Origin of the sequence: Hyphomonas sp. (assembly GCF_046313735.1) — a bacterium.
Classification (GTDB): domain Bacteria; phylum Pseudomonadota; class Alphaproteobacteria; order Caulobacterales; family Hyphomonadaceae; genus Hyphomonas.
Genome location: NZ_JBKBXW010000003.1, coordinates 1 through 25,316 on the forward strand (window position 1 = coordinate 1; position 25,316 = coordinate 25,316).

Sequence of the window (25,316 nt, forward strand, 5' to 3'; positions counted from 1 at the left end):
CCCACTTTGTGGGAGAGGTGTTAGTGGAGCTCCCCCTTAACCCCTCTCCCTCTGGGAGAGGAGGGGCCCGCCGCCGAAGGCGGTGGGAGGTGAGGGCCTTGCAGAACCCGGCAACATCGGCTGAGGGTTCCGGCATGACAGCCCCCTCCCCGTCCCTTGCGAGCCTTGCGGCGGCGAGTTTCCGGATCGGATGTCTCGGCTTTGGCGGGCCGGCGGGGCAGATTGCGCTGATGCACCGCGTGTTCGTGGACGAGAAGCGCTGGCTGAGCGAGGCCGAATACCTGCACGCGCTCAACTACTGCATGTTGCTGCCGGGGCCGGAGGCGCAGCAGCTGGCGACCTATGCGGGCTGGCGGCTGAAGGGCGTGGCCGGCGGGGTGGTGGCCGGGCTGCTGTTCGTGGCGCCGGGGGCAGCGATCGTGTTTGCGCTGACCTGGCTTTATGCGGTCTGGGGAACGGCGCCGCTGGTGGCGGCCTTGTTCTACGGGGTCAAGGCGGCGGTGATCGGCTTTATCCTCGAAGCCTTGTTCAAGGTGGGCAAGCGGGCGCTGAAGCGGGGCAGCGACTGGGCACTGGCCGCGGCGGCGCTGCTGGGGCTGTTCCTGTTCCAGCTGCCCTTTCCGCTGGTGATCGGGATGGCGGCCGCGATTGGCCTGGCGCGCAGTTTCATGGCGCCGCAGGCCCTGCCAGCAGTTGAGGGCACCGAGGCGCTGCCGCAGCCGAGGGCGGCGAAGGCGCTGACTGCAGCGCTGGGATGGGGCGCGGTGTGGTTTGCGCCGCTGGTGATGGCGTTCACGGCGCTGGGGCCGGAGCATGTGCTGACGAAGGTCGGCCTGTTCTTCTCCAAGCTCGCCGTGCTGACCTTTGGCGGGGCCTATACCGTGCTCGCTTACCTTCAGCAGCAGGCGGTGGAGGCCGAGGGCTGGCTGAGCGCGCCGCAGATGATCGACGGGCTGGGTCTTGCCGAGACGACGCCCGGGCCGCTGGTGCTGGTGAACCAGTTCGTCGGCTTCATGGCCGGCTGGCAGGCCGAGGGCGGCGGGCTGGCGCTGGCGGCAGCCGCGGCGCTGATGGCGAGCTGGTGCACCTTTGCGCCGTCTTTCGTGTGGATCTTTGCGGGCGCGCCTTTCTCTGAAGGGCTGCGGCGGAGCCGGATGGCAGCCGGCGCGCTGACGGCAATCACGGCGGCGGTGTTCGGCATCATCGCGAAGGTGGCGCTGGTGTTCGGCTTTGCCGTGCTTTTCCGGGAAACTGCCGAGGTGGCCCTGCCCTGGGGGACGCAGCTCGGTGTGCCGCAGGCGGGGTCGCTCGACCTGCTGGCGCTGGCGATTGCGGTGGTGGCGGCGGTGGCGCTGATCCGCTTCAAGGCGAATATCGTGCTGGTGGTGATCGCCTGCGCGCTGGCGGGGCTGGTGAGCCTCGTTGTCTAATCAGGAAGGAGTGGCGCGCAGCTCTGACTTTGGCGGGCCGTCTACGCGGCGCTCGATGACCTTGAAGATGCCGGTGCCGCGCATCAGCAGCTTGTCGCCGGTCCAGATGCGGCCTTCGACGGTGAAGACATCCTCCTGCCGGCCGACGACCTTGCCCACGCCTTCGACGAAGCTGCCGAGCGGCGCGCCGGCGAGGAAGTCGCAGACGAGGCGGACCGTCACCCACCAGGTGTCGTCATCCTTTTCCACCGCTGCGCCCCAGGCCATGTCGGCGAAGGTCATCATCATGCCGCCATGGGCGTTCAGCATCCCGTTGGTGTGGTATTCCTCGACGCGGAAGGCGCGCATCAGCGTGCCATTCTCGCGCTTCTCGAACAGCGGGCCGATCTGGCGGCCAAAGCCCCGGTGCCAGGCCAGCTGGGTGTAGCCCTCGGGCAGCTCGGTCGTCTGGTAGCGATTGAAATCGTCGGTCATGCAGCCGGGCTTACTCCTGTGGGGCCGGAAGGAGCAAGGCCTGCCATCAATTTGCCGCAAGGGGCGGGAATGCATGGCGCCCATGAAACGCGTGGTGGGACCGTCTCTTCTTCTTTTGCTCGCCCTGATGGCGGCGCCGGTGGGCGCCGAGCCGAGGGCGCGCGACAGCGCGATGGCGGGTTCGGCGGTGATGGCGGCGCGCCAGCCGGAGGATTCCTGCGGCGGGCGGGGGATACTCGATGCAGCGGTGCCGAACGGCGTGTTCCTCGAGGCGTGCCGGTTCCATGATGCGTGCTACCGTTCCAGCGCGCTGGACCAGGGAAAGTGCGACGCCGATTTCCTGCGCGACATGCAGCAGGCCTGCGATGAGGAATTTCCGGGCGTGGAGCGCGTAGGGCTCAACACGGCGTGCCGGGTGAAGGCGTACACCTATTACCGCGCAGTCAATTCCCGCGTCGGCGCGATGCTGTATCCGGGCGCAACGACCGGTGGGCAGATGAGCGGGGTGACGCCCCGGCTGACGGGCGCCCGCAATGGCGCGCCGAACCTCGACGTGTGCGCCGAGGTGACCAACACCGCGAACCGCAAGATGCGCTACCTGCTCAGCCTGCATGATGCGCGCGGGGCCTGGGTGGCGAACGGGCCGGCGCTCGGCACGGTGTCGCTGCAGGCGGGCGAGACGCAGACGCTGTGCACCGGCACGGCGATGTCGCTGTTCCGCAAGGCGGACAATCTGGGACCGGCCTATTCGGTGATCCTGAAGGCCGATGACCCCTCGACGCTGAACCCGCTGGCCGACCTGATCTCGCTCGACCGGGTCGACTGCGAGACCGATACCGGGCGGTGCCGGAGGGTGGCGCCTTAGGGGTTGGTTGCATAGTACGCGGCGTTCGCACGCGATCCTCACCGCCGCTGCCCTCACCTCCCATTGCTGCGCAAGGGGCCTGCTCGGGGCGTTTGCAATGCAAACGCTGATCCCTCGCAGCCTCTCCCTGAGGGAGAGGGGTTAAGGGGGGCACAACTGGCCCCTCTCCCGCTTGCGGGAGAGGAGGGGCCCGCCGCCGAAGGCGGTGGGAGGTGAGGGCTCTCCGGACTCTCCTCAAAACACCGGCCCACATCATCAATCCAGATCCCTGAACTGATGCCACTGTGTGGCCCGAGGGTTCAGGCGAGGCCGGCCTTCGCCAGCGCTGCGGACTGCCGGGCGGCGACGGTTTCGACCGAGAAGCCTTCAAGGCTTTCCTCGAACAGGCGGTGGAAGTTGATCTCTGCCCCCAGCCGCAGATAGGCGGCGCCGAGGCCGATGGCGGCGCGGTCCATGAAGACGAACTCGCGCGGGATTTTCACCGGGCCTTTTTCCTTGAGCAGCTGGCGCACCCGGAAGGCTTCGCGGCGGCCATATTCGGAGGGCTTCACGCCGTCCGCGACCGACCGCACCCGGTCGTCGATGATCGGGCCATAGATGAAGCGCGCCCAGACATTCAGCACCTCCACCAGGTCGCGCGAGAGGTTCTGGAAGCCCCAGGCTTCATAGGCGGCATAGGCGGCGTCGAAATCATCATGCAGCATGGCGCGGTAGAGATCGACCACGCCCGCAACGAAGGCCGGCGGGAAGATGCGCACGCAGCCAAAGTCGAGGAGGTTGATCCCCTGCCCGCCGCCGGTAACCTGATAGTTTCCGAGATGCGGGTCGCCGTGGATGACGGCGTAGGAGTTCATCGGCGCCCACCAGGTCCAGAACAGCATCTCGGCGATGCGGTTGCGGGTCTCCTGCGGGGCGGATTCGAAGGCGAGGAGGCGTTCGCCCTCCAGCCAGGTCATCGTGATGAGGCGGGCGGTGGAGAGGTCTTCGACCGGTTCGGGACAGGTGATGAAGGGCCGGTCTGACAGCATGTCCCGGTAGAGGATCATGTGTTTCAGCTCCCGCTCGTAATCGAGCTCCTCGCGCAGGCGGTCGGTGATTTCCTCGACCATTTCGTCGGCATCAATCGAGCCGTCGAGGCGTTTGAACAGGCCCAGAAGGGTGCGCAGCTGGCCGATATCGGATTCCACCGCGCTCGACATTTCCGGGTATTGCAGCTTGGCGGCGACGCGGCGGCCATCATGCAGCACGGCGTCATGGACCTGGCCGAGAGAGGCGGCGTGGGCAGCCTCGCGGCCGAAGCTCGCAAACTTCGCCTCCCAGTCCGGGCCCAGCTCGGCGCGCATCCGCCGCTTGACGAAAGGCCAGCCCATCGCCGGTGCCTCGGCCTGCAGCTTGGCGAATTCGGCGGCGTATTCGGGCGGCAGGAGGTCGGGGACGGTCGAGACCATCTGGGCGACCTTCATCAGCGGGCCCTTCGACTTTCCGAGGGCGGCGGCCATGGCCTTTGCGATCTTCTCATCCCCCTTGTCGCCGCCGAAGATCGACTGGGCGGCAAAGGTGAGCCCCGCGCCGGACAGGTTGGCGCCGACCTTGGCGGTGCGGGCAATGCGGCCGGAGAGGCGGTTGCGCTCGGGATCGGAAGGATCTGACATGCGGCGGATATAGAGGCCGCAGGGCGTCTTGGACAGGCATTCAGCCGGCATGGCGCCCCGGACGTGACAAAACGGCAAGGCTGGCGTATAGCGCCGCGAGTTTGCCACATTTGCCGAGGCCCGCCCTGCATCCTGCCGACTGATCGCCGGAACAGACCCGGCCTTGGCGGCGCGCCCTCCCGGCGCCCGTTCCCGAGCCAGACACCTTACCCCGTTTTCCCGCGCCGCGGCTTCTGTCCCCCTGCCCGCGGCCGCCGACCTGAAAGAGCCTTCCGCCCATGGCCTATGAAACCCTGATCACGGAGACCGATGCCGAAGACGGCTTTGCGGTGATCCAGATGAACCGCCCGGACAGCCTCAATGCGCTGTCCGAGCAGATGATGACCGAGCTTTCTTCCGCCTTCGACCGGTTCGAGGCGGATGAGGACGTGCAGTGCATCGTGCTGACGGGCACCAAGCGCGCCTTTTCCGGCGGGGCGGATGTCAAGGAAATCCAGGCCAAGACCTATCCGCAGTCCTTTTATGAGGACTTCATCACCCGCAACTGGGAACGCGCGGCGCGGGCGAGGAAGCCCGTGATCGCGGCGGTGGGCGGCTATGCCGTCGGCGGCGGGTGCGAGCTGGCGATGATGTGCGACATTATCCTGGCGGCAGACACGGCGCGCTTCGGCCAGCCGGAGATCCGCCTCGGCGTGATGCCGGGCGCGGGCGCCACCCAGCGCCTGACCCGGGCCATCGGCAAGGCAAAGGCGATGGAGCTGTGCCTGACCGGCCGGCTGATGGACGCCGAGGAAGCCGAGCGCAGCGGGCTGGTGAGCCGGATCGTGCCGGCCGACGACCTGATGACCGAGGCGAAGGACCTTGCCCGCACGATTGCGGCCATGCCGCGCGCCGCCGCAATGATGACCAAGGAGGCGATCAATGCCGCCTTCGAGACCCCGCTCTCGCAGGGCATCCTGCTGGAACGGCGCCTGTTCCAGTCATTGTTCGCCACCGATGACCAGAAAGAAGGGATGGCGGCGTATCTGGAGAAGCGCACCGCCCATTTCCGCGACCGCTGAGACCGGGGCGGCAGAAGGCTGCTTTTCCGGCATCAGGACAGTTGACGCTGATGGGCCGTTTATGTATTCCCGCGCCTTCTGCTCGCGGGACCGCCCGCAGGGCATCAGGAGTTCGTTATGGCAAATACCCGCTCTGCCAAGAAAATGGTGCGCAAGATTGAGCGCCGCACCGAGGTCAACAAATCCCGCCGTTCGCGCGTGCGCACCTTTGTGCGCAAGGTCGAGGAAGCGATCGCATCCGGCGACAAGTCCGCCGCCCAGGAAGCGCTGAAAGTGGCGCAGCCGGAAATCATGCGCGCCGTGACCAAGGGCGTCGCCCACAAGAACACCGCCTCGCGCAAGGTTTCGCGCCTGTCGGCCCGCATCAAGGCGATGGGCTGAGCCCACTGCCGGCGCACGGTCCTGCACTCCCTGAGATTGCAAGAGACCCGCCAGACACCTTCCAGAGACATGGCTGAAGCCGGACACGATTTGATCGGGTCCGGCTTTTGTTTTGGCTACTGAAAGCTGGCGCTACGTCTACCTTACGGATGGCTGGAGGCACGGATCATCCGGGCCTGCCGAGGGCAAGCGCGGGGTGCCTGACATTTCCGGGGAGCGGAGGGAGGACCGCCTGTTTTGTTCCGTCAGAAGAACGCGGAAACTGCAGTAGAGTCAAGGCAGCTGACGACCAGCGGGCCATCATTCCACAGGTGTTGAAGGGACGCTCTGCCGCAGTGTTGCCAGTTCGACCACACCGGCACCGAAACGCACTATTCCACAGCCTGAAGGGGCGACCCCTTATTGACAGAACAGATGTGAACAAAAGTAAGGACTTGTTCACGGAAAAAAATATGCAGTTCCCCAATCAGATGAATCTCATTTGTTTTTTCCCGCAGACCCGTCCGCCTACCCCGCTGTCAACACGGGAAATGCGGCTGTCATGAAAAAGTAGCACTTGCCAGAAAAATCGCTGCCGAATACCTTCAACTCACTGGCCGAATTAGTCCCGGTACAGAGTTTTTTGTGTTGCAGGCGGGGGCCTGCCGGGACGTGTACACAAGTCGGCCGGAATTGAGCAGACATAAACAGAAACGGGGCTCGGTGATGGACCGAATGGGTAAGAACGTTTCGCCAAGGCAGCCGCAAGGCCCGGCCTCAGGCGATGGGACTGCACAAACTTCCGGGCAGAAGGTCTGGGCACTGGTTCAGGATGCCCTCAAGGACCGGCTGGGCGAGGCCGAATACAGCCGCTGGATCGCCGATCTGCGCCTCGCGGCCGAGCAGGATGGCACCATGCTGCTCGCCGCCCGCGACCTGGTGACGTTTGACCGCGTCAGCGACCAGCACCTGCGCCTGATCGAGAAATTGTGGAGCGCGCTGGACGCAGCCTCCCGTCCGCTGAAGCTGATCTGCTGGCGCCATGCCACGGCGGAGCTGCGCGAGCTGGCGGGCGACCCCTGGAGCCAGCAGGCCGGCGAGATGTCGGCAGCGGGCGACTCGAGCGAAGCCGGCAGCGAGGGCGGCAATGGCGCCGGCCCGGGCATGACCTTCGACACGCTGGTGACCGGCCCGTCCAACGAGATCGCCGCGACGATGGCCCGGCGTATCGCCGCCGGCCTGCCGACCGGCACGCCCACCGTGCTGATCTATGGCCCGCCGGGCACCGGCAAGACCCATCTGATGCACGCCCTTCGCCATGAATCCCGCCGGCGAGATTCCGGCCGCCATGTCGTCTACCTGACAGCCGAGGAATTCATGTCGGCCTATATCGACGGCGTGAAAGCCAAGGATACAGCGGAGCTGAAAAAGCGCCTGCGCGCAGCCGCGCTGCTGCTGGTCGATGACCTGCACCGGGTCGCCGGGCTGAAGGGCACCGAGGCCGAGCTGTTCCAGAACCTGCGGGAAGTGACCGGCCATGGCGGCCAGGTCGTGCTGGTCAGCGATTCTGCCCCGGGCGAGGCGTCCAGCTTCGGCGAGCGGATGCGCAACGAGATCAAGGGCGCCACCGCCATCGAGATCGGCCTGCCGGATGCCGGGATGCGGCGCGAGATCGTCGAGCGGCTGGCCGCCCACATCGCGGAAACCCATCCCGCCTTCGTGCTGACGCCGGAGATGGTGCAGCGGCTGAATTCCGGTATCCGCGGCCCCGGGCGCGAGCTGACCGGCGCGGTCTGGAGCCTCTACACCGAGGCCGGCTTCGGCGAGCAGGCTCCGACCCCGGACATGCTGGAGCGGATCATCCGCCGCCATGCGGGCGAGCAGAAGGAACCCTCGATCGAGCTGATCAAGCGCGCGACGCTGAAAGTGTTCCCGATTGCCAAGGCCGACCTGGAAGGGCCGAGCAAGTCGCGCAGCTTCGTCTATCCGCGCCAGATCGCGATGTACCTCTGCCGGACGATGACGCGGAAATCCTATCCGCAGATCGCCCGTGCGTTTGGCCGCCGGGATCACACCACAGTCTTGTATTCTTTCGAGAAATTGCGCGGAAATCTCGAAACCGATACAGACCTCGCAACCGATCTGGAGCGCGTGCAGGAAACCATCGCCGACCTCCTGGATGCCGGTCATTCCTGAACTTGGCCTGATCCGGGCCTGAACTTGACCTGAGCCGGGCGTGCCCGGCACGGGTCGCCCCAGCCCGTGCCCCTGCCCGGCCTGTTGATTTCCCTGCGCGTGGCAAACGAGCCGCTTGGCTTTTGCGGCGGTTTGGTTAAGGGTCTTCGGCCCGCTCCCGCCCGGAGGCGGGCCGATTCCTGCCACCGCCTGCGGCCGGCAGGGCCGGGACTTCACAGTTGCAGATGGATGATGCCCTTGCGGGGCCGGAGGCGGCCCCCCAGCCTGGACGGATGAGACGATGAAACTGACGATCGAACGCGGAGACCTTCTGGACGCTCTCAGCCATGTGCAGAACATCGTCGAGCGGCGCACGACCATTCCGATCCTGTCGAACGTGCTGATCGAGGCGGCCAAGGGCGAGCTGAAACTGACCGCGACCGATCTCGACATCGAGGCGGTGGACGCCGCGACCGCGCGCGTCGCAAAGGCCGGGGCGGTGACCGCGCCGGCGGGCACGCTGTTCGATGTGGTGCGCAAGCTGCCATCCGGCGCCGAGGTGCAGCTGGAGCTGAACCCCGAGACGCAGCGCCTGACGATCACCGCCGGGCGCTCGCAATTCGAGCTGCCGACGCTGCCAGCGGCGGATTTCCAGACGATGACGCCGGATGAGGGCGCGGTGGGCTTCCGCCTGCATGCGCGCGACCTCGCCCGCCTGATCGACAAGACGCGCTTTGCGATCTCCACCGAGGAGACGCGCTATTACCTCAACGGCGTCTACCTGCACGCCGCCAAGAGCGAGGCCGGCGACACGGTGCTGCGCACGGTGGCAACCGATGGCCACAGGCTGGCACTCGCCGAACTGAAAGCCCCCAAGGGCGCCGAGAAGCTCAGCGGCGTGATCATCCCGCGCAAGACGGTGGCCGAGGCGCGCCGCCTGATCGACGGGATCGACGAAGAAGTCGAGATCGAGATTTCCGACACGAAATTCATCCTGCGCGCGGGCCGCGCCACGCTCACCTCCAAGCTGATCGACGGATCGTTCCCGGACTATGCGCGCGTCATCCCGAAGGGCAACGACAAGAAGCTGACCGTGGACAACAAGGCCTTCGAGGCAGCGGTGGACCGCGTGTCGACCGTCTCGGCGGAGCGCTCGCGCTCGGTGAAACTGTCGATGGCCGATGGGCGCCTGACGCTGGCAGTGAACCATGCCGAAACCGGCGCCGGCAATGAGGAGATCGAGGCGGAATATTCGGCCGATCCGATGGAGATCGGCTTCAACGCCAAATACCTCCTGGACATCGCCGGCCAGATCGAGGCGCCGGAAGCCGAATTCATGTTCAACGACCCCGCCTCCCCCGCCCTCGTCCTCGACCCGGCAGACGATTCGGCACGCTATGTGGTGATGCCGCTCCGGGTGTAGGCAAGCCGGCCCGCAGCGATCCGGCGCCGCCGGTGCTGCACCGTGTGCGGAGCATCTGATGACCGCCCTCACCCGCCTCAGCCTGACGGATTTCCGCAATTATGCGGGGCTGACGCTGCGCCTCGATGGGCGGCATGTGTGCCTTTATGGCGCCAATGGCGCGGGCAAGACGAACCTCCTCGAAGCCGTCAGCCAGCTGGGCCCCGGGCGCGGGCTGCGCAGCGCGCAATTATCGGAAATGACGCGGCGCGATGCCGGGCGCGGCTGGGCGCTGGCGGCGGTCCTGGACGATGAGATGAAAGTGTCCGTCGCCCTGGAAGGCAACGGGACGGCGAAGCGCAGTGTACGGATCGACGGCGCGCCGGCTGCCCCCGGCGACCTGGCTGAGCGCGTGCGCCTCGTCTGGCTGACACCCGCGATGGACGGGGTGTTCCGCGGCGGCGCGGGCGACCGGCGGCGCTTCCTCGACCGGCTCGTTCTGGCGCATTTGCCCGCGCATGGCCGGGCCTCGGCGCGCTATGAAAAGGCGCTCTCCGAACGCAACGCGCTGATCGAGCGCGGGCATGTGGACCCGGCCTGGGCGGACGCCATCGAGGCGCGCCTCGCCGAGGCCGGCGCGGAGATGGCGGTCAACCGCGCCATCGTGCTCGAGGCGCTGCAGGGCGCAGTAGACGACCGGCCGGAAGGCCATTTCCCGAAAGCGGATCTGAGCCTTGAAGGCGAAGCGGAGATCGCCGCGCTGAAGGGCGAGGATTTCCGCACGATCTTTGACCTGCTGGTGGACGGCTATCGCGGCGGGCGGCGGCGCGACATTGCGGCCGGGCGCACGCTGAGCGGGCCGCACCGCTCAGACCTCAGCGTCATCCACCGGCCGACCGGGGCGCCCGCGGGCGAAGCCTCCACCGGCCAGCAGAAAGCGCTGCTGATCGGCCTGATGCTGGCCTCGGCCACGGCCTTGTCCGCCGGCGGATCAGGCCCGGCCCCGCTCATGCTGCTCGATGAGGCGGCGGCCCATCTTGATCCGGACCGGCGCGCCGCGCTGTTCGATGAACTCTCCGCCCTCGGAGGACAGGCCTGGCTGACCGGTACCGAAGCCTTCCTGTTCGAAGCCTTCGGCGCGCGGGCCCAGCGCGTACTGGTGACCGAAGGCGCAGCGGAAGTGGTGGGCGATTAGGGTGTGCGCTGATTGCGCCCACAATACCATCCGTCCTCAAACCATCCGTACTCATCTTGAGCGAAGTCGAAGGATGGGCCAAACAGGACTGCCCCACGGCCCGGCTCGTCCTTCGACTTCGCTCAGGATGAGCCTGCCGCAATGCCGGAGCAAACCTGCAGCTTCAGGCATGGCGGTTCGCATCCAGCCAGGTGCGGAGCGCCTCCAGCGGGGGGATCAGCGCGGCGGCCTCGCCCGGCGCCAGCGCTTCCGGCAGGCGGGCAAGCTCCGGCGCCAGCAGGGCGAGCGCCTCCTCGCGCGCCGCGCGGCCGGCGGGCGTCAGGAACACATGTTTCGAGCGCGCATCCGCCATGTCCGTTTCTGTACGGATGAAATCCTTGGCTTCGAGCTTCTGCAGCGTATTCGTCATCGTACCGCGCGTGACCTGAAAGGCGGCAGCAAGGCGCGCCGGCGTCCAGCCATCGCCGAGGCGCACGCAATGGTTCAGCAGGCTGAACTGCGCAACGGTCAGCCCATGCGGCAGCACGCGCTCCAGCCGCGCCATCGAGAGCTGTGCGATGATGCCGATTTCATTCAGCAGGCGGAAATAGATTGCGGCGTCTCCGGCGCGGTCTTGCGGGGGTTTCCGGGGCATCAGGCCTCGCCATCAAAGAGTGCAGACAGACCGCGCCGGGGCGCCGGCACGACAGGCGAGGCATAGCCCGCCCGCACCAGCATCTGCAAGCGCTGGCCGCCGCCGATCAGGGCGTGCACCTCCTCATAAAGCGCCTCCATCTCGGCATATTCCTGCAGCGCCTGGCTCCAGGGATGGATCGCAAGGCCAAGCGCCTCAGCCGTCAGGGCAAGGCGCATATAGGCGCGGCCGGCGGCAATCTCGCCCTCGCGGCTCGCCCCGTCATTGGCGATCCAGGCGAAAGCGCGGGCGGAAGCCGCAAGCGGGCGATACATGTCGAGCCCCTGCCGGAAGGCCTGAGACGACGGGTCGGCCAGCGTCTCCCGCGTCAGGATGCCTGCGGCGCTTAGCGCGCCGAGCATCGGGCCTTCCAATGACAGTCCGTCGCGGTGGCGCGCAACTTCGCCGGCGCCGATGCGCATGACATCGAGACTTTCCTTCCAGGTGGCGGGCGTCAGCACCTCCACCTCATGCGCGCGCCAGGTGAGATCGCGCAACGCGGCGGCGGTCTCCCCCTCCCCGATCGCGTGGGCGGTCATGCCATAGGATGCGCCCGCAGCGGCGAGGGCGGCGAGCGCGCCCGGCGGCACCTCGCGCGCGTCATAGGCATTCCGGTTCGTCCGCCGGCTGAGCACATGGGCGAAGAGCGGATCGGGCGTCGCGCCGCCTTCGCGCAGGCGCACACGCGCAACAGGGCGCGCATCCAGCCGGGCGGTCATCTCCGGCGCGCCTTCGGGGAAAAGGTCGATCTCCGCCGCATAGCCTTCCTGCGCGGCAGCGAGGGCGAACAGCTCCATGAAGCAGCCATGGCCGATCAGGGTCTGCCGGTCGAAGGGGTCTGTCTCCGGCAGGCGGCGATCCAGGTCGCAATACAGGGAGAGACTGTCATCGCCCTCGAGGCGCGCGGCCCAGGGCTGCATATTGTGCGGGTTGGGCGCGAGCAGCGCGAAGGACAGGAAACGGCGGCGCGCCTCCTGCGGCAGGCCCGCCTCCCGCCAGGCGGCGCGGGCCGCGTGGCTTGGCTGGTTCAGCGCGACGAAGCCGCCCGCGGCCGTGGCGGCGAGGACGGCCCCGCCCCCGATGAGCGAGAGAATTGCGCGGCGGGAGGGCATGGCGGGCTCCTTTGGTTTGACTTCAAACCTTTTAGTTTGAAATCGAACCGTCGTCAACAGGGCTGCCGGCTCGCTCGCCCGAAGGGACGCAAAGTCAGGGCTGGATTGCGCCGCGCCATGGGCCTATGGTCCCGCCAGAATTGTACGGAGTAACCCCATGAAAACCCGCGCCGCCGTTGCCTTTGAAGCCAAAAAGCCGCTCGAGATTGTCGAACTGGACCTTGAAGGACCAAAGGCCGGCGAAGTGCTGGTTGAGATCATGGCCACCGGCATCTGCCATACCGATGCCTACACGCTGGACGGGCTGGATTCAGAGGGGATCTTCCCGAGCGTGCTGGGCCATGAAGGCGCGGGCATCGTGCGCGAGGTGGGCGCGGGCGTCACCAGCGTGAAGCCGGGCGACCATGTCATCCCGCTCTACACGCCCGAATGCCGGCAATGCAAAAGCTGTCTCTCCGGCAAGACCAATCTGTGTACGGCCATTCGCGCGACGCAAGGCAAGGGCCTGATGCCGGATGGCACCTCGCGCTTCTCCTATAGGGGTCAGCCGGTGTTCCACTATATGGGCTGCTCCACCTTTTCGAACTTCACCGTTCTGCCGGAAATTGCGGTGGCAAAGATCCGCGAGGACGCGCCCTTCGATAAGGCCTGCTATGTCGGCTGCGGCGTCACCACAGGTGTTGGCGCGGTCGTCAACACGGCGAAGGTTCAGGTGGGCGAGAATGTCGTTGTCTTCGGTCTTGGCGGCATCGGGCTCAATGTCATCCAGGGCGCGAAGATGGCGGGGGCGGACATGATCGTCGGCGTCGACATCAATCCGTCCAAGGAGGAATGGGGCCGGCGCTTCGGCATGACGCATTTCGTCAATCCGAAGGACGTGGCCGATGTGGTGGCTCATATTGTCGAGCTGACGGGCGGCGGGGCGGATTATTCCTTTGACTGCACGGGCAATACCACCGTGATGCGGCAGGCGCTGGAATGCTGCCATCGCGGCTGGGGCACGAGCGTCATCATCGGCGTCGCCGAAGCCGGCAAGGAAATCAGCACACGGCCGTTCCAGCTCGTCACCGGCCGCAACTGGCGCGGCACGGCCTTCGGCGGCGCCAAGGGCCGCACGGACGTTCCCAAGATCGTCGACTGGTACATGAACGGCAAGATCGAAATCGACCCGATGATCACGCATGTGATGACACTGGACAAGATCAACGACGCGTTTGATTTGATGCATGAAGGCAAGTCGATCCGCAGCGTTGTGGTATACTGAGCAACGACAAAACAGGAGGAAACACCAATGTACAGTCACATGATGGTCGGCTCGAACGACATCGGAAAATCGAAGGCGTTTTACGACGCCCTGTTCGGCGCGACCGGCGGTAATCCCGGGATTACCGATCCCAAGGGCCGCCTCGTCTACATCCACAATGGCGGCATCTTTCTCGTCACCCCGCCGATTGATGGCCAACCGGCGACCTGCGGCAATGGCATGACGATCGGCTTTGCCATGAAGTCTCCGGAGGAGGCCGATGCCTGGCACAAGGCGGGCGTCGCCGCCGGTGGCACCGCGATTGAAGACCCGCCGGGCTGGCGCGAAAACCCCGGTTCGCGGCTCTACCTCGCCTATCTGCGCGACCCCGACGGCAACAAGCTCTGCGCGCTCTGCCGCGGCTAGTGACAAACCGGGCGCGTGCGGACCAATGAGCTTTCACGAACCGGACGCGCCCGACCATACACGGATCAAATCCGCCGCGATCCGCTGGATCGTGGACCGCGCCATCACGCGCGGCGTGGGGCTGGCCTCGCTGGCCGACTGGACCAAGGCGCTGGTGGCACATATGGACGCCCCGCTGGCCCCGGACTTCCGCGCCGAGATCGAGGCGGCCTGGCCAGGCCTCGCCTATTTTGCCGACCACGGAGCCCCGCATAACGCGCCCGATGAGGGCTATATCGAGGACAGGTTTGCGGTGTCCTTTCCCCGGCCCCGGCCGGCAATAAAAGGAGAATTAGCCAAATGACCACCCTTAACCCCGTCTCCTCCTGGAAATCCTTTGGCGGCACACTCTCCGTACACGACCATGAAAGCGCGCTCCTCGGCTGCACGATGCGGTTTGCCGTTTACACCCCGCCGCAGGCGAAGGACGGGCCGGTGCCGGTGCTGTGGTATCTGTCGGGGCTCACCTGCACATGGGCCAACATGATGGAAAAATCCGGCGTGCAACAATACGCCGCCGAGCATGGGCTGATGATCATTGCGCCGGACACGAGCCCGCGCGGAGACCATATGCCCGATGATCCGGCCTACGACCTTGGCCAGGGCGCCGGCTTCTACCTGACCGCCACAGAAGCCCCGTGGGCGGAGCATTACAGGATGGACCAGTATATCACCGATGAGCTGCCCGGCCTCATCGCCGCAAACTTCCCCGCCGACATGGCCCGGCAGGGCATCTTCGGCCATTCGATGGGCGGGCACGGCGCCATCACGCTGCACCTGAAACACAAGGACCGCTACCGCTCCTGCTCCGCCTTCTCGCCGATCACCTCCCCCGCCCGCGTGCCCTGGGGCCAGAAGGCGTTCACGGCCTATCTCGGCCCCCTCTCGGTGCACTGGGAGGCGTATGATTCCACCGAGCTTGTGAAGGAGCGCCAGTCGCCCGCTCTGATCCTGGTGGATACAGGCACGGCGGACAGTTTCCTCGAAAAGGAACTGAAGCCCGAAATCTTCATCGAGGCGTGCGAGCGCCATGGCCAGCGCCTCGATTACCGGATGCGCGAGGGCTATGGCCACGATTATTATTTCATCGCCACTTTCATGGGCGAGCATGTCGCCCATCATGCAAAGGCGTTGAAAGCCTGAAGCTGGAACATCGGGCTGATTCACTGAATCAGCCCGGTGCTCCTGGTCTTTTCGTTGTCGCGGCGTTTTTCCGAAAACCGGTTCCCACTTTTCGGAACGCCGCTTCAAACAGCCTTCGCGTGGCGCCCTTCAAGGCTCGCAGGCTGGCGCGCATCGAAGCAGCGGGCGACCGTGCGCAGGAAGAGGCGCGCCTCTTCCGGCACCGTGATACAGCCGGGCGACACCGCGCAGAGCCCGTCCCGCGCCAGCGGGGCGGCAGCATCCAGCGCGCCGTCCAGCGCCTCCGGCGCAGCGCCCATCTCGGCGCAGACCGCGCGAACGTCCACGCTCATCTCGCACATCAGCCGCTCGATCGCGCGGGCGCGCAACCGGTCGTCCGCCATCAGGGAAATGCCGCGCTCCGCCGGCAGGCGGCCAGCCTTGACCGCCTCGCCCCATGCCTTGCGATCCTTCAGGTTCTGCACATAGCCTTCCCGGAACTGCGAAATGGCGGTGGCGCCGAAGGCGATCAGCGTCTCGTGCGGATCGTCCGTATACCCCTGGAAATTCCGGCGCAGCCTCCCTTCGGCTGCGGCCCGGGCAAGCGGATCATCCTCCCGCGCGAAATGATCGAGGCCGATGGGCCGGTAACCGGCAGCGAGCAGCGCAGCCGACGCGGCTTCGGCCTGCGCAAACCGGGCCTCCAGCCCCGGCAGGGCCGCCTCATCAATCGCGCGCTGATGCTTCGCAAACCACGGCACATGCGCATAGCCGAACAGCGACACCCGCGCCGCGCCCATGGACGCAGCAAAGCGCGCCGCATCTGCCGCATCCTCCGTGGTCTGATAGGGCAGGCCATACATCAGGTCCATGTTGAGGGCAGAGATGCCGGCGCCGCGCAGGTCCCGCACCAGGGCCTCGATCATCTCCGGCGGCTGGATACGGTTGACCGCGGCCTGCACCTTCGGGGCCAGCGTCTGCACGCCGAGGCTCGCGCGCGTCACGCCGGCCGCCGCCATCGCGGCCACCTGCCCGTCCTGCATCGTGCGCGGATCAAGCTCAATCGCGATCTCCGCGCCGGGGCGGATGCCGAAGGCTTCGCGCAGTGCAGCGATGACGCGCTGAAGATCCTCCGCGATCAGGCTGTTGGGCGTGCCGCCGCCAAAGTGGAGGTGGCCAATACCGCCATGGTTACCGGTCGCGCGCGCCTTCAGGCGGATCTCCCCGATCAGCAGCTCCACATAGTCCGCGACGCGCGCATAGCCGTTGGGCACGCTGGTCGCGCAGCCGCAATACCAGCAGAGCTTTTCGCAGAAGGGAATGTGCACATAGGCCGAAATCGCCTCATCCGGCGGCACGCCGCGCAGCCAGTCGGCCGCCTCGCCCACGCCCACTACCGGGGAAAAATCAGCCGCCGTCGGATAGCTCGTATAGCGCGGCACGGGCTGCAGGGCGTAGGGGATCCAGGCGTCTTTCATACAACGTCCGCTACCATCCCTGCCGGCCCCGCACTGTACGGAGTTTCCCTTAGGCAGCGCTCCGCCATAGCCGGAAGCCCTGAAACGTGCCAAAGGGCGCGGTTTGACGCCCGAAAGACGACCCGATGACCCTGCCTGCCGACCTTCCTGCCGCCCTTCCCCCCGCTTTGGCCGCTGCCCTGGCCGAGCGCGGCTATGACACCCTGACCGAGGTTCAGGCCGCCGCGATCCAGCCCGAACTGGCGGGGCGCGACCTGCTCGTCTCCGCGCGCACGGGCTCGGGCAAGACGGTGGCCTTCGGTCTTGCGATTGCAGACGAACTCCTCGGCGGGGAAGACGGCTTCACGCGCGCGGCCCGCCCGCTCGGCCTTGTCATCGCCCCGACACGGGAACTCGCGATGCAGGTCTCGCGCGAGCTGACCTGGCTCTATGCCAAGGCCGGCGCGCAGATCGCCACCTGCGTGGGCGGCATGGACATGCGCGATGAACGCCGCGCGCTGGACCGGGGCGCGCATATCGTGGTGGGGACGCCAGGGCGGCTCTCCGACCATATCGACCGGGGCTCGCTGGACACTTCCGCCATCCGCGCCGTGGTTCTGGACGAGGCCGACGAGATGCTGGACCTCGGCTTCCGCGAGGAGCTGGAACACATCCTGGAAGACATTCCGGAAACACGCCGTACGCTGATGTTCTCCGCCACCGTACCGCGCGGCATCGCCGCGCTGGCCGAGCGCTACCAGCGCGACGCCCTGCGCATCACCACCGCCGGTGAAACAGCGGCGCATACCGACATTGCCTATGACGCCCTTCTGGTCGCCCCGGGCGACGAGGAAAACGCCATCGTCAACATCGTGCGCCATTCCGATACCGAAAGCGCCATCGTCTTCTGCTCCACGCGGGCGTCTGTGAACCATCTCGTGGCGCGGCTCGGCAATCGCGGCTTCACCGTGGTGGCGCTGTCGGGCGAGCTCAGCCAGAAGGAGCGGACGAACGCCCTGCAATCCCTGCGCTCAGGCCGGGCGCGCGTGTGCATCGCGACAGATGTGGCCGCGCGCGGGCTGGACCTGCCGAAGCTCGACCTTGTGATCCATGCAGACCTGCCGCGCGATGCGGCAACGCTGCTGCACCGCTCCGGCCGCACAGGCCGCGCCGGGCGAAAGGGCATCAGTACGCTGATTGTTGCGCCCAAGGCCCGCCGGCGGGTGGAGCGCCTGCTGATGGATGCGAAAGTCAACGCGCGCTGGGGCCGCCCGCCTTCAGCCGATGAAGTGACGGCGCGCGATGACGAACGCCTGCTCGCAGACCCGGAACTCGCCGGAGAACCCAATGAGCGGGAAGCCGCCCTCGTGGCGCGCCTGCTGGCAGAGCGCACACCGGAACAGCTGGCGACAGCCCTCATCCGAAAGGCGCGGGCCGGGCGCTCGGCGCCGGAGGATTTGCGCGAAGTGGAAGACCGCGCGCCCCGCCGCCCGCGTGAGGAGCGCGGCGACCGGCCGTGGGCGGATCGTCCGCCCCGGGAGCGTCCCCTGCGCGAGGCGCGTGAGCCACGAGAAGACAGAGAACCAAGACCGCCGCGTGAGCCGCGCGAGGGCGCACGGCCTGCGCGGGCCCCGCGCGAAGGCTTTCCGGACGCAGTGTGGATCGCGCTGAATGTCGGGCGCAAGAAGAATGCCGACCCCAAATGGCTCTTGCCGATGCTGTGCAAGGCCGGCGGGCTCAGCCGCGACGAGATCGGCCAGATCCGCGTCAATACCGGCAACACCCATGTGGAGCTGACGCGCGAAGGCGCCGAGCGCCTGTTCGAGACGACCGGCAATGGCCGCCTCGAAGGCAGCCTGCAGGCCTTCCCCATCGAGGGTATTCCGGAGGCGGAAGATGCCGGCGCCCCGCCCGCCCGGCGCGCGCCGCGCCCGGAGCGTCACGAGCGCCCCGAGCGCGCAGAACGTCCTGAACGCCGCCCGGACGGCAAATCCGACTGGAACCCTGCGGGCCCCCCGCCCCGCCCCGGAAAACCTGCGAGCAAACCCGCAGGCAAACCCGGTGGCAAGCGCTATGACACGAGCTTCGAGGCAGGCGGCGGCGAAACGCGCGAGCGGCCCGGCAAGGCCCCCTGGGCAGGCGCCAAAGGGGCGGGCAAGCCCGCCTCCAAAGGCCCCGGAAAAGGCCTCGCAAAGGGCGCCGGAAAGGCCTATGGAAAGCCCGGCTCCGGCGGGCAACCGGCCGGCGGCAAGGGCGCAAAACCGAAGACCTTCCAGGGCCTGAAGAAGCCGCGCGGCTAGGCCGCCGCACTGGGACGCTCCGGGGCCGAAGTCAGCACCCTAGAGCCCTGTTAAATAACGCCTTTCCGGGCCGCGCCCGGCACTGCTAAATGATAGCCGTTTCGGTTCCCTAACGGCCGGAAATCCCCTATATTTCAGGGGTATTCTGCGAATCATCGAGAAAGCGTTTTCCATGTCCGAAGAGATGACCCCCGAAGCCCCCGGCGAGGGCGGCGAAGGCGAGTATGGCGCGGGTTCGATCAAGGTCCTAAAGGGCCTTGACGCCGTGCGCAAACGCCCGGGCATGTATATCGGCGACACCGATGACGGCTCCGGCCTGCACCACATGATCTACGAAGTGGTCGACAACGCCATCGACGAGGCCCTCGCCGGCCATGCAGACCGCGTAACGGTTACTCTGTATCCGGACGGCTCGGCGGAGATCACCGACAATGGCCGCGGCATTCCGGTCGGCATGCACCCGAGCGAGGGCGTCTCTGCGGCCGAAGTGATCATGACGCAGCTGCATGCCGGCGGCAAATTCGACCAGAATTCCTACAAGGTCTCCGGCGGGCTTCATGGGGTCGGCGTGTCGGTCGTCAACGCCCTGTCCGACTGGCTCGAGCTGACGATCCACCGCGAGGGCAAGGAGCATTTCGTACGCTTCATCGATGGCGGCCGCGTAGAGGCGCCGCTGGAGACGCGCGGGCCTTCCCCGAAGCGCGAGAATGGAAAGCTCTATACCGGCACCGCCGTGCGCTTTCTGGCCAGCCCGAAGACGTTCACGAAAACCGATTATGACCGCAAGACGCTGGAACACCGCCTGCGCGAGCTCGCCTTCCTGAACAGCGGTGTACGGATCATCTTCCGCGATGAGCGCGATGCAGAGCCGTATGAGATAGTGCTGGAATATGAGGGCGGCGTGAAGGCCTTCGTCCAGCATATCGACCGGCAGAAGAATTCACTGATCGGTGAACCGATCTATGTCATCGGCGAGAAGGACGGCATCACGGTCGAGGCCGCCCTCGAATGGACCGACAGCTATCACGAATCCGTCCTCTGCTTCACCAACAACATCCCCCAGCGCGATGGCGGCACCCACCTTGCCGGTTTCCGCGGGGCGCTGACGCGGATCATCAACAAATATGCGAACGAGACCGGCATTGCGAAGAAATCCAAGGTCGAGATTTCCGGCGATGATGCGCGCGAGGGGCTGACCTGCGTCCTCTCCGTCAAGGTGCCGGACCCGAAATTCAGTTCACAGACGAAAGACAAGCTCGTCTCCTCCGAGGTGCGCCCGGTGGTCGAGAGCCTTGTGAACGAAAAGCTGGGCGAGTGGTTCGAGGAGAACCCCAAAAAAGCCCAGATCATCATGGAAAAGATCATCGAGGCTGCCGCCGCGCGCGAAGCGGCCCGCAAGGCCCGTGAACTCACGCGGCGCAAATCCGCGCTCGACATCACCTCCCTGCCCGGCAAGCTGGCCGATTGCCAGGAGAAGGACCCGGCAAAATCCGAACTCTTCATCGTCGAGGGTGACTCGGCCGGTGGCAGCGCGAAGCAAGGCCGCAGCCGCGACAATCAGGCGATCCTGCCCCTGCGCGGCAAGATCCTGAATGTGGAGCGCGCGCGCTTCGACAAGATGCTGTCCTCCGATCAGGTCGGTACACTGATCATGGCGCTCGGCGCCGGCATCGGGCGCGACGAATTCGACATCAACAAGCTGCGCTATCACAAGATCATCATCATGACGGACGCCGATGTCGACGGCGCCCATATCCGGACGCTGCTCCTGACCTTCTTCTATCGTCAGATGCCGGAGATTATCGAACGCGGCTATCTCTACATCGCCCAGCCGCCGCTCTACAAGGTGACGCGCGGGCGCTCCGAACGCTATGTCAAGGACGATAGCGAGCTGGAAGCCTACCTGATCGAGGAAGGCACGAGCGGCGAGACGCTGATCCTTGCCGACAGCACGCAGATTGCCGGCGCGGACCTGCGCGCCATGGTGCGCCAGGCGGCGAGCTTCCGGGCGAGCCTCAAACGCCTCGCCCTGCGCGCGCCCGCCGACCTGATCGAACATGCAGCCCTCTCCGGCGCGCTGAAGGCCGGCGCCGGCGAAGCCGAAGCCGCCCGCACGGCCGAGCGGCTGAACCGCCTCGCCGAGGAAGGCGAAGACAACTGGGCCGGCCGCTTCGTGGAAGGCGCCCTCGTCCTTCAACGGACGGTTCGCGGCGTGGACGAGACCGCCGTGCTGCCGCCCGCGCTGATTGCCAGCCAGGATGCGCTTCGCCTGTCCGAGCGCGCCGATGCCTTGCGCGAGACCTATGAGGCGCCCGCCATCCTGCGCCAGGAAAAAGGCGGCGAAGTGGCCGTACACGGACCATCGACCCTCCTGAATGCCGTCCTCGATTCCGGCCGCAAGGGCCTGAAGATCCAGCGCTACAAGGGCCTCGGAGAGATGAATGCGGGCCAGCTCTGGGAAACCACGCTGGACGCCAACGCCCGCACTCTGCTGCAAGTGAAGGTCGAACATGCCGGCGAGGCCGACGAACTCTTCACCCGCCTGATGGGCGACATCGTCGAACCCCGCCGCGAATTCATCGAGGAGTTCGCGCTGGAAGCTGAAGTGGATGTCTAGCCCGCGCTGAAGCCCCTCCTCTGCCGGGCGGAGAGGGGTCAGCGGCGCTCACCCTTAACCCCTCTCCCGCTTGCGGGAGAGGAGGGGCCCGCCGCCGAAGGCGGTGGGAGGTGAGGGCCGCCCCGCCCGCCATTAAACCGTTCACGGAATATCTTCCGGCCGCCGCCCCGGCTTCGCCTTGTAGGGCGGGAACGACCAGCCGAATTTAAGCGCCCCGGCCCGGATCAGGAACGCCGCCGCCACCCCCGGCAGCGCCGCCGCCATCAGCGGCAGGCCCATCAGGTGCAGCCCGGTATACACCCCCGCCCCCGCCAGCGCCGCCGTGATGTAGATCTCCGGCCGCAGCAGCACGGACGGCTCCCCCGCCAGCAGGTCGCGCAGGATGCCGCCGAAGCTCGCCGTGATCATCCCCATCACCACCGCGATGACCGGCGAGCCCGTTACCATCATCGCCTTCCACGCGCCGAACACGCAGTAGGCCGCCAGCCCCATTGCATCGAGCCAGAGCAGCAGCCGGTATCGCGACTCAAACAGGTGCGCGGTGAAATAGACGAGGATCGCCGTCACCGCGCAGATCAGCAGGTAGTCATGATTGACCACCCAGAACACCGGCACATCCAGGATCAGGTCGCGCACCGTCCCCCCGCCCACGCCCGTGAAGGCGGCGAAGAAGACAAAGCCGATAATGTCCATCTGCTTCCGCGACGCCGCAAGCGCCCCGGTCGCCGCAAACACGGCAATCCCCGCATAGTCCAGGAACAGGATCGGCGTCATGGCAAAGCTCCCTCAGCATGCCCGGAAGGCATGGGCGAGGCCGCGCAGGGCGTCAACTGCTCGCCGCCTGCCCTCCCGGCGTCCGCCGGGATGACATGGAACAGGAAACAGGCGCCCCTTACGCCCCCGCCCCCTCCAGCTTCAGCCGTCTCCCCACCGTCAGCACCATGCCGAACACCACGCGCAGCACGATCAGCAGGAGCACGCCCAGCAGCGGCTCGCCCAGCCCCATCGTCAGCCCCGCGCCGAGGATGATCGCGATGTGCAGCGTCACGATCCGCCCATAGGGCGCGCCCATCTCAGCGCTGATCTCCGTGCGCCGGAACTCGCCCCGCCCGATATAGTCGCGCAGGTACACCGCCAGGTTCACCGCCGCGATCGCCGCCAGGAACAGCCCCATATGCGCGCCGCTGCCTGCCGCCCAGCTGACCAGCTCCGACGGCCCCGGAAAGTCCGTATGCCCCGCAAATGTATAGAGGAACACGCCGTGCCCGAAGCAGAACATGCCATAATGCACGGTAAAGAAGGCTGACATGAACAGCGCGCCGCCCAGGCCGAACACCCCGTTCTGCGTGCCCGCCGCCAGCATCCTGAGAATCGTGAACACCCCGATGACGAGGTTTTCCAGCCAGTAGAGCGCCACCAGCGGCGCCGCGCCCCATCCGAAGCTGAGCACCGCCACCACCGGCAGCAGGTCCACCCCCAGATTGGCGAGCGCCAGCGGGTCCTGATACGTCCGTGCGAGGACGGCCGGAGAGAACACGCCCTTCAGCGCCGCGCCGAGGCCGCCCGCCTTCCCCGCCCTCTGATTTGGTGTCTCCATGCCGCGTGCCCCTTCGCCTCGCCGCTGCGTCAGCTTCCCGGCGAGGCTGCCCAGTCATAGGGCGGGAAGTTCAGCGGATTATGCGCCGTCAGGCCGAAACTGCCGCGCGGATTGTCGATATTCCCGGTCAGGATCTCGTAATGCAGATGCGGCGCGGTCGCGTTGCCGGTGGCGCCCATCTGGCCCAGCGGATGGCCAAAGCCGATGCTGACGCCCGGCGCAATGCCGGGGGCGAACCAGTCAAGATGGGCATAGCGGGTATAGACGCCCCGCCCGTGATCAATCACAACATTCAGTCCGTAGCCGGATGAGCTGCGCGCCTCCACGATCCGCCCCGGCCCGGCGGAATAAACGGTGCCCGGCGGCCGGCTCGCCACATCAATCCCGGAATGCATCGTACCGCCGCGCAGGCCGAAGCCGGAGGTCAGGCACACATCATTGGTGGGCACGGTCGCCAGAACGACGCCGAAGGCCACGATCACGGGATGAAACTCCCGCACCCAGCGCTCCGGATCCGCCGGCGGCGCATTCGATATGTGCGTACCCGGACAAAGCCGCAGGAACTGGTTGGGCTGGAACGGCCCCTGCGCCGGGTTGCGCGCATCCCCCGGCGGGCCATAATCCACCGGCGGCATCCGCAGGATGATCGGTGAGGGGCGCGAGGAGGCGCAGGCCGCCATGAACAGCGCAAGCAGCGCCGCCAGGATCAGCCGCCCGCCAGCCCTCACGCGCCGACCTTCGCCCGTTTCGCCCCGCGCTCGATCTCTTTCATCAGGTCCCTGCAATAGAGGTTGAAGTCCACCTGCATCCGGTGGCGCGGGCTGTCATAGAAATGGCCAAGATGAGCCTCCTCATCCTCGCGGGTCACGCGGATCATCTCGTCCTTCGACGGGAAGGCATAGCGCCCTTCGAGCGCTGCGGCCACCAGTTTCGACTGCTGCTCGGCAAAGTTCACCAGCGTCGGCAGCGGCTGGGCAAGGCCCAGGAAGAACAAGGTCTCCCGCCCCGGCTGCACCATCCGCTTGTAGAGCGGGAACACATTGTCCTTCGGCGTCAGCGCGTCCTGCCTGAAGAAGGGGAAGGTCGTGTTGTAGCCCGTCGCCCAGACGATCGCGTCAATCTGCTCGCGCGTGCCATCGGTGAAGACGACCCCGTCCCCGTCCAGCCGCTCGATGCCGGGTTTCGGCGTGATGTCGCCGCACCCCACCCGCGTCAGGAATTCTCCGGAGACGGAGGGGTGGCCTTCCAGCGGCTCATGGTCCGGCTTGGGCAGGCCATAATCTTCCATATTGCCGATGGTCTGCTTGATCTTCTTCTTGGCCAGCGACCGGCCAAGGCTCGCCGGCATCCAGGCCGGCAGCACAGCCTTGTCGGCGGGCCGCCCGTCCATGTATTTCGGCAGCACCCACACGCCCCGGCGCATGGAGATGAACAGCTTCTCGGCAATCGGCCGCTGGGACAGTTCCGAGGAAATATCCATCGCCGAATTGCCCGCGCCCACGATCATTACGCGCTTGCCCCGGAAGTCATACGGCTCGAACGGGTCGCGGTAATAGTGGGAATGGATCTGATAGCCGTTGAATTCGCCCGAATAGGTCGGCGTGCGCGCATCCCAATGATGCCCGTTCGCCACGCACACGGCGTCATAATCGCGGCTCTCCCCGGTCGACAGCGTCACCCGGTAGCGCCCGCCCGGTAGGTCGGCCACATCGGTCACCGCCGTGTTGAACGTGATCGTGCCCCGCAGCCCGAAATGGTCCACATAGTCATGGAAATACTGCAGGATCTGGGCATGATGGGGAAAATCCGGCCAATCTTCCGGCACAGGATAATCCTCGAACGCCAGGCGCCATTTGGACGTGTCGATATGCAGCGACTGGTAGCAGGAGGAGACCCCATTGGGATTGTTGTAATACCAGTTGCCGCCAATATTGTCTGATTTTTCAAAGCAGTCATAAGGCAGGCCGAGATCCTTCAGCCGTTTGGCCATCGTGAAGCCGGAACATCCCGCCCCGATGATGCACGTCTTCGGTTTCGCCGCAGCGCCCATTGCCATTTGCCTTGCCTCCGCACGGATGGGGGCTTTATCGCCTGTCCCGTTTCATTCCCGTCTGCC

At 66.4% G+C, this 25,316-nt stretch carries 22 protein-coding genes; 13 read left to right on the top strand and 9 right to left on the bottom strand.

The window, feature by feature from the left end:
- Nucleotides 1–134 precede the first annotated feature (134 nt).
- Nucleotides 135–1,430, top strand: coding sequence for a chromate efflux transporter (gene chrA, locus ACK4SV_RS02205; protein WP_409916157.1), 1,296 nt, complete (start codon nucleotides 135–137; stop codon nucleotides 1,428–1,430).
- Here chrA and ACK4SV_RS02210 read toward each other — a convergent pair whose 3' ends face one another.
- The gene (locus ACK4SV_RS02210; RefSeq protein WP_409916158.1) at nucleotides 1,431–1,904 is read right to left on the bottom strand and encodes a PaaI family thioesterase; all 474 of its coding nucleotides are present in this window, start codon (nucleotides 1,902–1,904) and stop codon (nucleotides 1,431–1,433) included. It abuts the gene before it with no gap.
- A 73-nt stretch (nucleotides 1,905–1,977) separates the two neighbouring features.
- Here ACK4SV_RS02210 and ACK4SV_RS02215 point away from each other — a divergent pair, with 73 nt between their 5' ends.
- Complete coding sequence (locus ACK4SV_RS02215) at nucleotides 1,978–2,769, top strand: hypothetical protein (protein ID WP_409916159.1); 792 nt, start codon at nucleotides 1,978–1,980, stop codon at nucleotides 2,767–2,769.
- 299 nt (nucleotides 2,770–3,068) lie between these two features.
- Here ACK4SV_RS02215 and ACK4SV_RS02220 read toward each other — a convergent pair whose 3' ends face one another.
- Complete coding sequence (locus tag ACK4SV_RS02220; RefSeq protein ID WP_409916322.1) at nucleotides 3,069–4,421, bottom strand: ABC1 kinase family protein; 1,353 nt, start codon at nucleotides 4,419–4,421, stop codon at nucleotides 3,069–3,071.
- A gap of 278 nt (nucleotides 4,422–4,699) precedes the next feature.
- On the opposite strand from ACK4SV_RS02220, the gene ACK4SV_RS02225 reads away from it, so the two are divergent.
- The 5 genes from ACK4SV_RS02225 to recF all read left to right on the top strand — a co-directional run bounded on the left by ACK4SV_RS02225 (nucleotide 4,700) and on the right by recF (nucleotide 10,614).
- Nucleotides 4,700–5,482, top strand: a complete 783-nt coding sequence (locus ACK4SV_RS02225) for an enoyl-CoA hydratase (protein WP_409916160.1) — start codon at nucleotides 4,700–4,702, stop codon at nucleotides 5,480–5,482.
- A 117-nt stretch (nucleotides 5,483–5,599) separates the two neighbouring features.
- Nucleotides 5,600–5,863 carry a 30S ribosomal protein S20 gene (gene rpsT, locus ACK4SV_RS02230; RefSeq protein WP_409916161.1) on the top strand — a complete coding sequence of 88 codons (264 nt, stop codon included), beginning with the start codon at nucleotides 5,600–5,602 and terminating at the stop codon, nucleotides 5,861–5,863.
- Between the two features lie 714 nt (nucleotides 5,864–6,577).
- Nucleotides 6,578–8,038: a chromosomal replication initiator protein DnaA gene (locus ACK4SV_RS02235; protein ID WP_409916162.1), complete on the top strand. Its 1,461-nt coding sequence runs from the start codon at nucleotides 6,578–6,580 to the stop codon at nucleotides 8,036–8,038.
- Between the two features lie 280 nt (nucleotides 8,039–8,318).
- A complete protein-coding gene (dnaN, locus tag ACK4SV_RS02240) occupies nucleotides 8,319–9,440 on the top strand; it encodes a DNA polymerase III subunit beta (RefSeq protein ID WP_409916163.1) in 1,122 nt (373 codons plus the stop codon).
- A gap of 58 nt (nucleotides 9,441–9,498) precedes the next feature.
- A complete protein-coding gene (gene recF / locus ACK4SV_RS02245) occupies nucleotides 9,499–10,614 on the top strand; it encodes a DNA replication/repair protein RecF (protein WP_409916164.1) in 1,116 nt (371 codons plus the stop codon).
- 163 nt (nucleotides 10,615–10,777) lie between these two features.
- On the opposite strand, the gene ACK4SV_RS02250 is transcribed toward recF, so the two are convergent.
- Together ACK4SV_RS02250 and ACK4SV_RS02255 are read right to left on the bottom strand one after the other, a co-directional pair.
- Entirely contained in the window at nucleotides 10,778–11,248 is a 471-nt protein-coding gene (locus ACK4SV_RS02250) for a MarR family winged helix-turn-helix transcriptional regulator (protein ID WP_409916165.1), read from the bottom strand.
- Entirely contained in the window at nucleotides 11,248–12,399 is a 1,152-nt protein-coding gene (locus ACK4SV_RS02255) for an Acg family FMN-binding oxidoreductase (protein ID WP_409916166.1), read from the bottom strand. The genes ACK4SV_RS02250 and ACK4SV_RS02255 overlap by 1 nt, the downstream gene beginning before the upstream one ends.
- A 157-nt stretch (nucleotides 12,400–12,556) precedes the next feature.
- Between ACK4SV_RS02255 and ACK4SV_RS02260 the strand changes: the two genes are divergently transcribed.
- From ACK4SV_RS02260 to fghA, 4 genes are read left to right on the top strand one after another with little or no spacing between them, the layout of a single operon-like run.
- Complete coding sequence (locus ACK4SV_RS02260) at nucleotides 12,557–13,663, top strand: S-(hydroxymethyl)glutathione dehydrogenase/class III alcohol dehydrogenase (RefSeq protein ID WP_409916167.1); 1,107 nt, start codon at nucleotides 12,557–12,559, stop codon at nucleotides 13,661–13,663.
- 27 nt (nucleotides 13,664–13,690) lie between these two features.
- Nucleotides 13,691–14,068 carry a VOC family protein gene (locus ACK4SV_RS02265; protein ID WP_409916168.1) on the top strand — a complete coding sequence of 126 codons (378 nt, stop codon included), beginning with the start codon at nucleotides 13,691–13,693 and terminating at the stop codon, nucleotides 14,066–14,068.
- Between the two features lie 25 nt (nucleotides 14,069–14,093).
- Nucleotides 14,094–14,411 (top strand): hypothetical protein, encoded by a 318-nt coding sequence (locus ACK4SV_RS02270; RefSeq protein WP_409916169.1) that lies wholly within the window; start codon nucleotides 14,094–14,096, stop codon nucleotides 14,409–14,411.
- Nucleotides 14,408–15,250 carry an S-formylglutathione hydrolase gene (gene fghA, locus ACK4SV_RS02275; RefSeq protein ID WP_409916170.1) on the top strand — a complete coding sequence of 281 codons (843 nt, stop codon included), beginning with the start codon at nucleotides 14,408–14,410 and terminating at the stop codon, nucleotides 15,248–15,250. Before ACK4SV_RS02270 ends, fghA begins: the two co-directional genes overlap by 4 nt.
- A 104-nt stretch (nucleotides 15,251–15,354) precedes the next feature.
- On the opposite strand, the gene hemN is transcribed toward fghA, so the two are convergent.
- On the bottom strand, nucleotides 15,355–16,707 hold the full coding sequence (gene hemN, locus ACK4SV_RS02280; protein ID WP_409916171.1) for an oxygen-independent coproporphyrinogen III oxidase: 1,353 nt from the start codon (nucleotides 16,705–16,707) through the stop codon (nucleotides 15,355–15,357).
- Between the two features lie 125 nt (nucleotides 16,708–16,832).
- Between hemN and ACK4SV_RS02285 the strand changes: the two genes are divergently transcribed.
- Nucleotides 16,833–18,986 (top strand): DEAD/DEAH box helicase, encoded by a 2,154-nt coding sequence (locus ACK4SV_RS02285; RefSeq protein WP_409916172.1) that lies wholly within the window; start codon nucleotides 16,833–16,835, stop codon nucleotides 18,984–18,986.
- A 172-nt stretch (nucleotides 18,987–19,158) separates the two neighbouring features.
- A complete protein-coding gene (gene gyrB / locus ACK4SV_RS02290; protein WP_409916173.1) occupies nucleotides 19,159–21,603 on the top strand; it encodes a DNA topoisomerase (ATP-hydrolyzing) subunit B in 2,445 nt (814 codons plus the stop codon).
- A gap of 141 nt (nucleotides 21,604–21,744) precedes the next feature.
- Here gyrB and ACK4SV_RS02295 read toward each other — a convergent pair whose 3' ends face one another.
- From ACK4SV_RS02295 to ACK4SV_RS02310, 4 genes are all read right to left on the bottom strand, one after another.
- On the bottom strand, nucleotides 21,745–22,377 hold the full coding sequence (locus ACK4SV_RS02295) for a trimeric intracellular cation channel family protein (protein ID WP_409916174.1): 633 nt from the start codon (nucleotides 22,375–22,377) through the stop codon (nucleotides 21,745–21,747).
- A 118-nt stretch (nucleotides 22,378–22,495) separates the two neighbouring features.
- Nucleotides 22,496–23,200 (bottom strand): DUF6498-containing protein, encoded by a 705-nt coding sequence (locus ACK4SV_RS02300; RefSeq protein WP_409916175.1) that lies wholly within the window; start codon nucleotides 23,198–23,200, stop codon nucleotides 22,496–22,498.
- Nucleotides 23,201–23,229: 29 nt separating this feature from the next.
- The gene (locus tag ACK4SV_RS02305) at nucleotides 23,230–23,928 is read right to left on the bottom strand and encodes a M23 family metallopeptidase (RefSeq protein WP_409916176.1); all 699 of its coding nucleotides are present in this window, start codon (nucleotides 23,926–23,928) and stop codon (nucleotides 23,230–23,232) included.
- Complete coding sequence (locus ACK4SV_RS02310; protein WP_409916177.1) at nucleotides 23,925–25,256, bottom strand: flavin-containing monooxygenase; 1,332 nt, start codon at nucleotides 25,254–25,256, stop codon at nucleotides 23,925–23,927. Before ACK4SV_RS02310 ends, ACK4SV_RS02305 begins: the two co-directional genes overlap by 4 nt.
- Between the last annotated feature and the right edge of the window lie 60 nt (nucleotides 25,257–25,316).

Bases quoted from the DNA above. Each gene is read 5' to 3' on its own strand.
- ACK4SV_RS02295 (WP_409916174.1), bottom strand. From the start codon at position 22,377: ATGACGCCGATCCTGTTCCTGGACTATGCGGGGATTGCCGTGTTTGCG.
- ACK4SV_RS02270 (WP_409916169.1), top strand. From the start codon at position 14,094: ATGAGCTTTCACGAACCGGACGCGCCCGACCATACACGGATCAAATCC.
- ACK4SV_RS02260 (WP_409916167.1), top strand. From the start codon at position 12,557: ATGAAAACCCGCGCCGCCGTTGCCTTTGAAGCCAAAAAGCCGCTCGAG.
- ACK4SV_RS02220 (WP_409916322.1), bottom strand. From the start codon at position 4,421: ATGTCAGATCCTTCCGATCCCGAGCGCAACCGCCTCTCCGGCCGCATT.
- ACK4SV_RS02225 (WP_409916160.1), top strand. From the start codon at position 4,700: ATGGCCTATGAAACCCTGATCACGGAGACCGATGCCGAAGACGGCTTT.
- ACK4SV_RS02235 (WP_409916162.1), top strand. From the start codon at position 6,578: ATGGGTAAGAACGTTTCGCCAAGGCAGCCGCAAGGCCCGGCCTCAGGC.
- ACK4SV_RS02210 (WP_409916158.1), bottom strand. From the start codon at position 1,904: ATGACCGACGATTTCAATCGCTACCAGACGACCGAGCTGCCCGAGGGC.
- ACK4SV_RS02285 (WP_409916172.1), top strand. From the start codon at position 16,833: ATGACCCTGCCTGCCGACCTTCCTGCCGCCCTTCCCCCCGCTTTGGCC.
- ACK4SV_RS02215 (WP_409916159.1), top strand. From the start codon at position 1,978: ATGGCGCCCATGAAACGCGTGGTGGGACCGTCTCTTCTTCTTTTGCTC.
- hemN (WP_409916171.1), bottom strand. From the start codon at position 16,707: ATGAAAGACGCCTGGATCCCCTACGCCCTGCAGCCCGTGCCGCGCTAT.
- fghA (WP_409916170.1), top strand. From the start codon at position 14,408: ATGACCACCCTTAACCCCGTCTCCTCCTGGAAATCCTTTGGCGGCACA.
- rpsT (WP_409916161.1), top strand. From the start codon at position 5,600: ATGGCAAATACCCGCTCTGCCAAGAAAATGGTGCGCAAGATTGAGCGC.
- recF (WP_409916164.1), top strand. From the start codon at position 9,499: ATGACCGCCCTCACCCGCCTCAGCCTGACGGATTTCCGCAATTATGCG.
- dnaN (WP_409916163.1), top strand. From the start codon at position 8,319: ATGAAACTGACGATCGAACGCGGAGACCTTCTGGACGCTCTCAGCCAT.
- ACK4SV_RS02310 (WP_409916177.1), bottom strand. From the start codon at position 25,256: ATGGCAATGGGCGCTGCGGCGAAACCGAAGACGTGCATCATCGGGGCG.
- gyrB (WP_409916173.1), top strand. From the start codon at position 19,159: ATGTCCGAAGAGATGACCCCCGAAGCCCCCGGCGAGGGCGGCGAAGGC.
- ACK4SV_RS02255 (WP_409916166.1), bottom strand. From the start codon at position 12,399: ATGCCCTCCCGCCGCGCAATTCTCTCGCTCATCGGGGGCGGGGCCGTC.
- ACK4SV_RS02250 (WP_409916165.1), bottom strand. From the start codon at position 11,248: ATGCCCCGGAAACCCCCGCAAGACCGCGCCGGAGACGCCGCAATCTAT.
- ACK4SV_RS02300 (WP_409916175.1), bottom strand. From the start codon at position 23,200: ATGGAGACACCAAATCAGAGGGCGGGGAAGGCGGGCGGCCTCGGCGCG.
- ACK4SV_RS02265 (WP_409916168.1), top strand. From the start codon at position 13,691: ATGTACAGTCACATGATGGTCGGCTCGAACGACATCGGAAAATCGAAG.
- chrA (WP_409916157.1), top strand. From the start codon at position 135: ATGACAGCCCCCTCCCCGTCCCTTGCGAGCCTTGCGGCGGCGAGTTTC.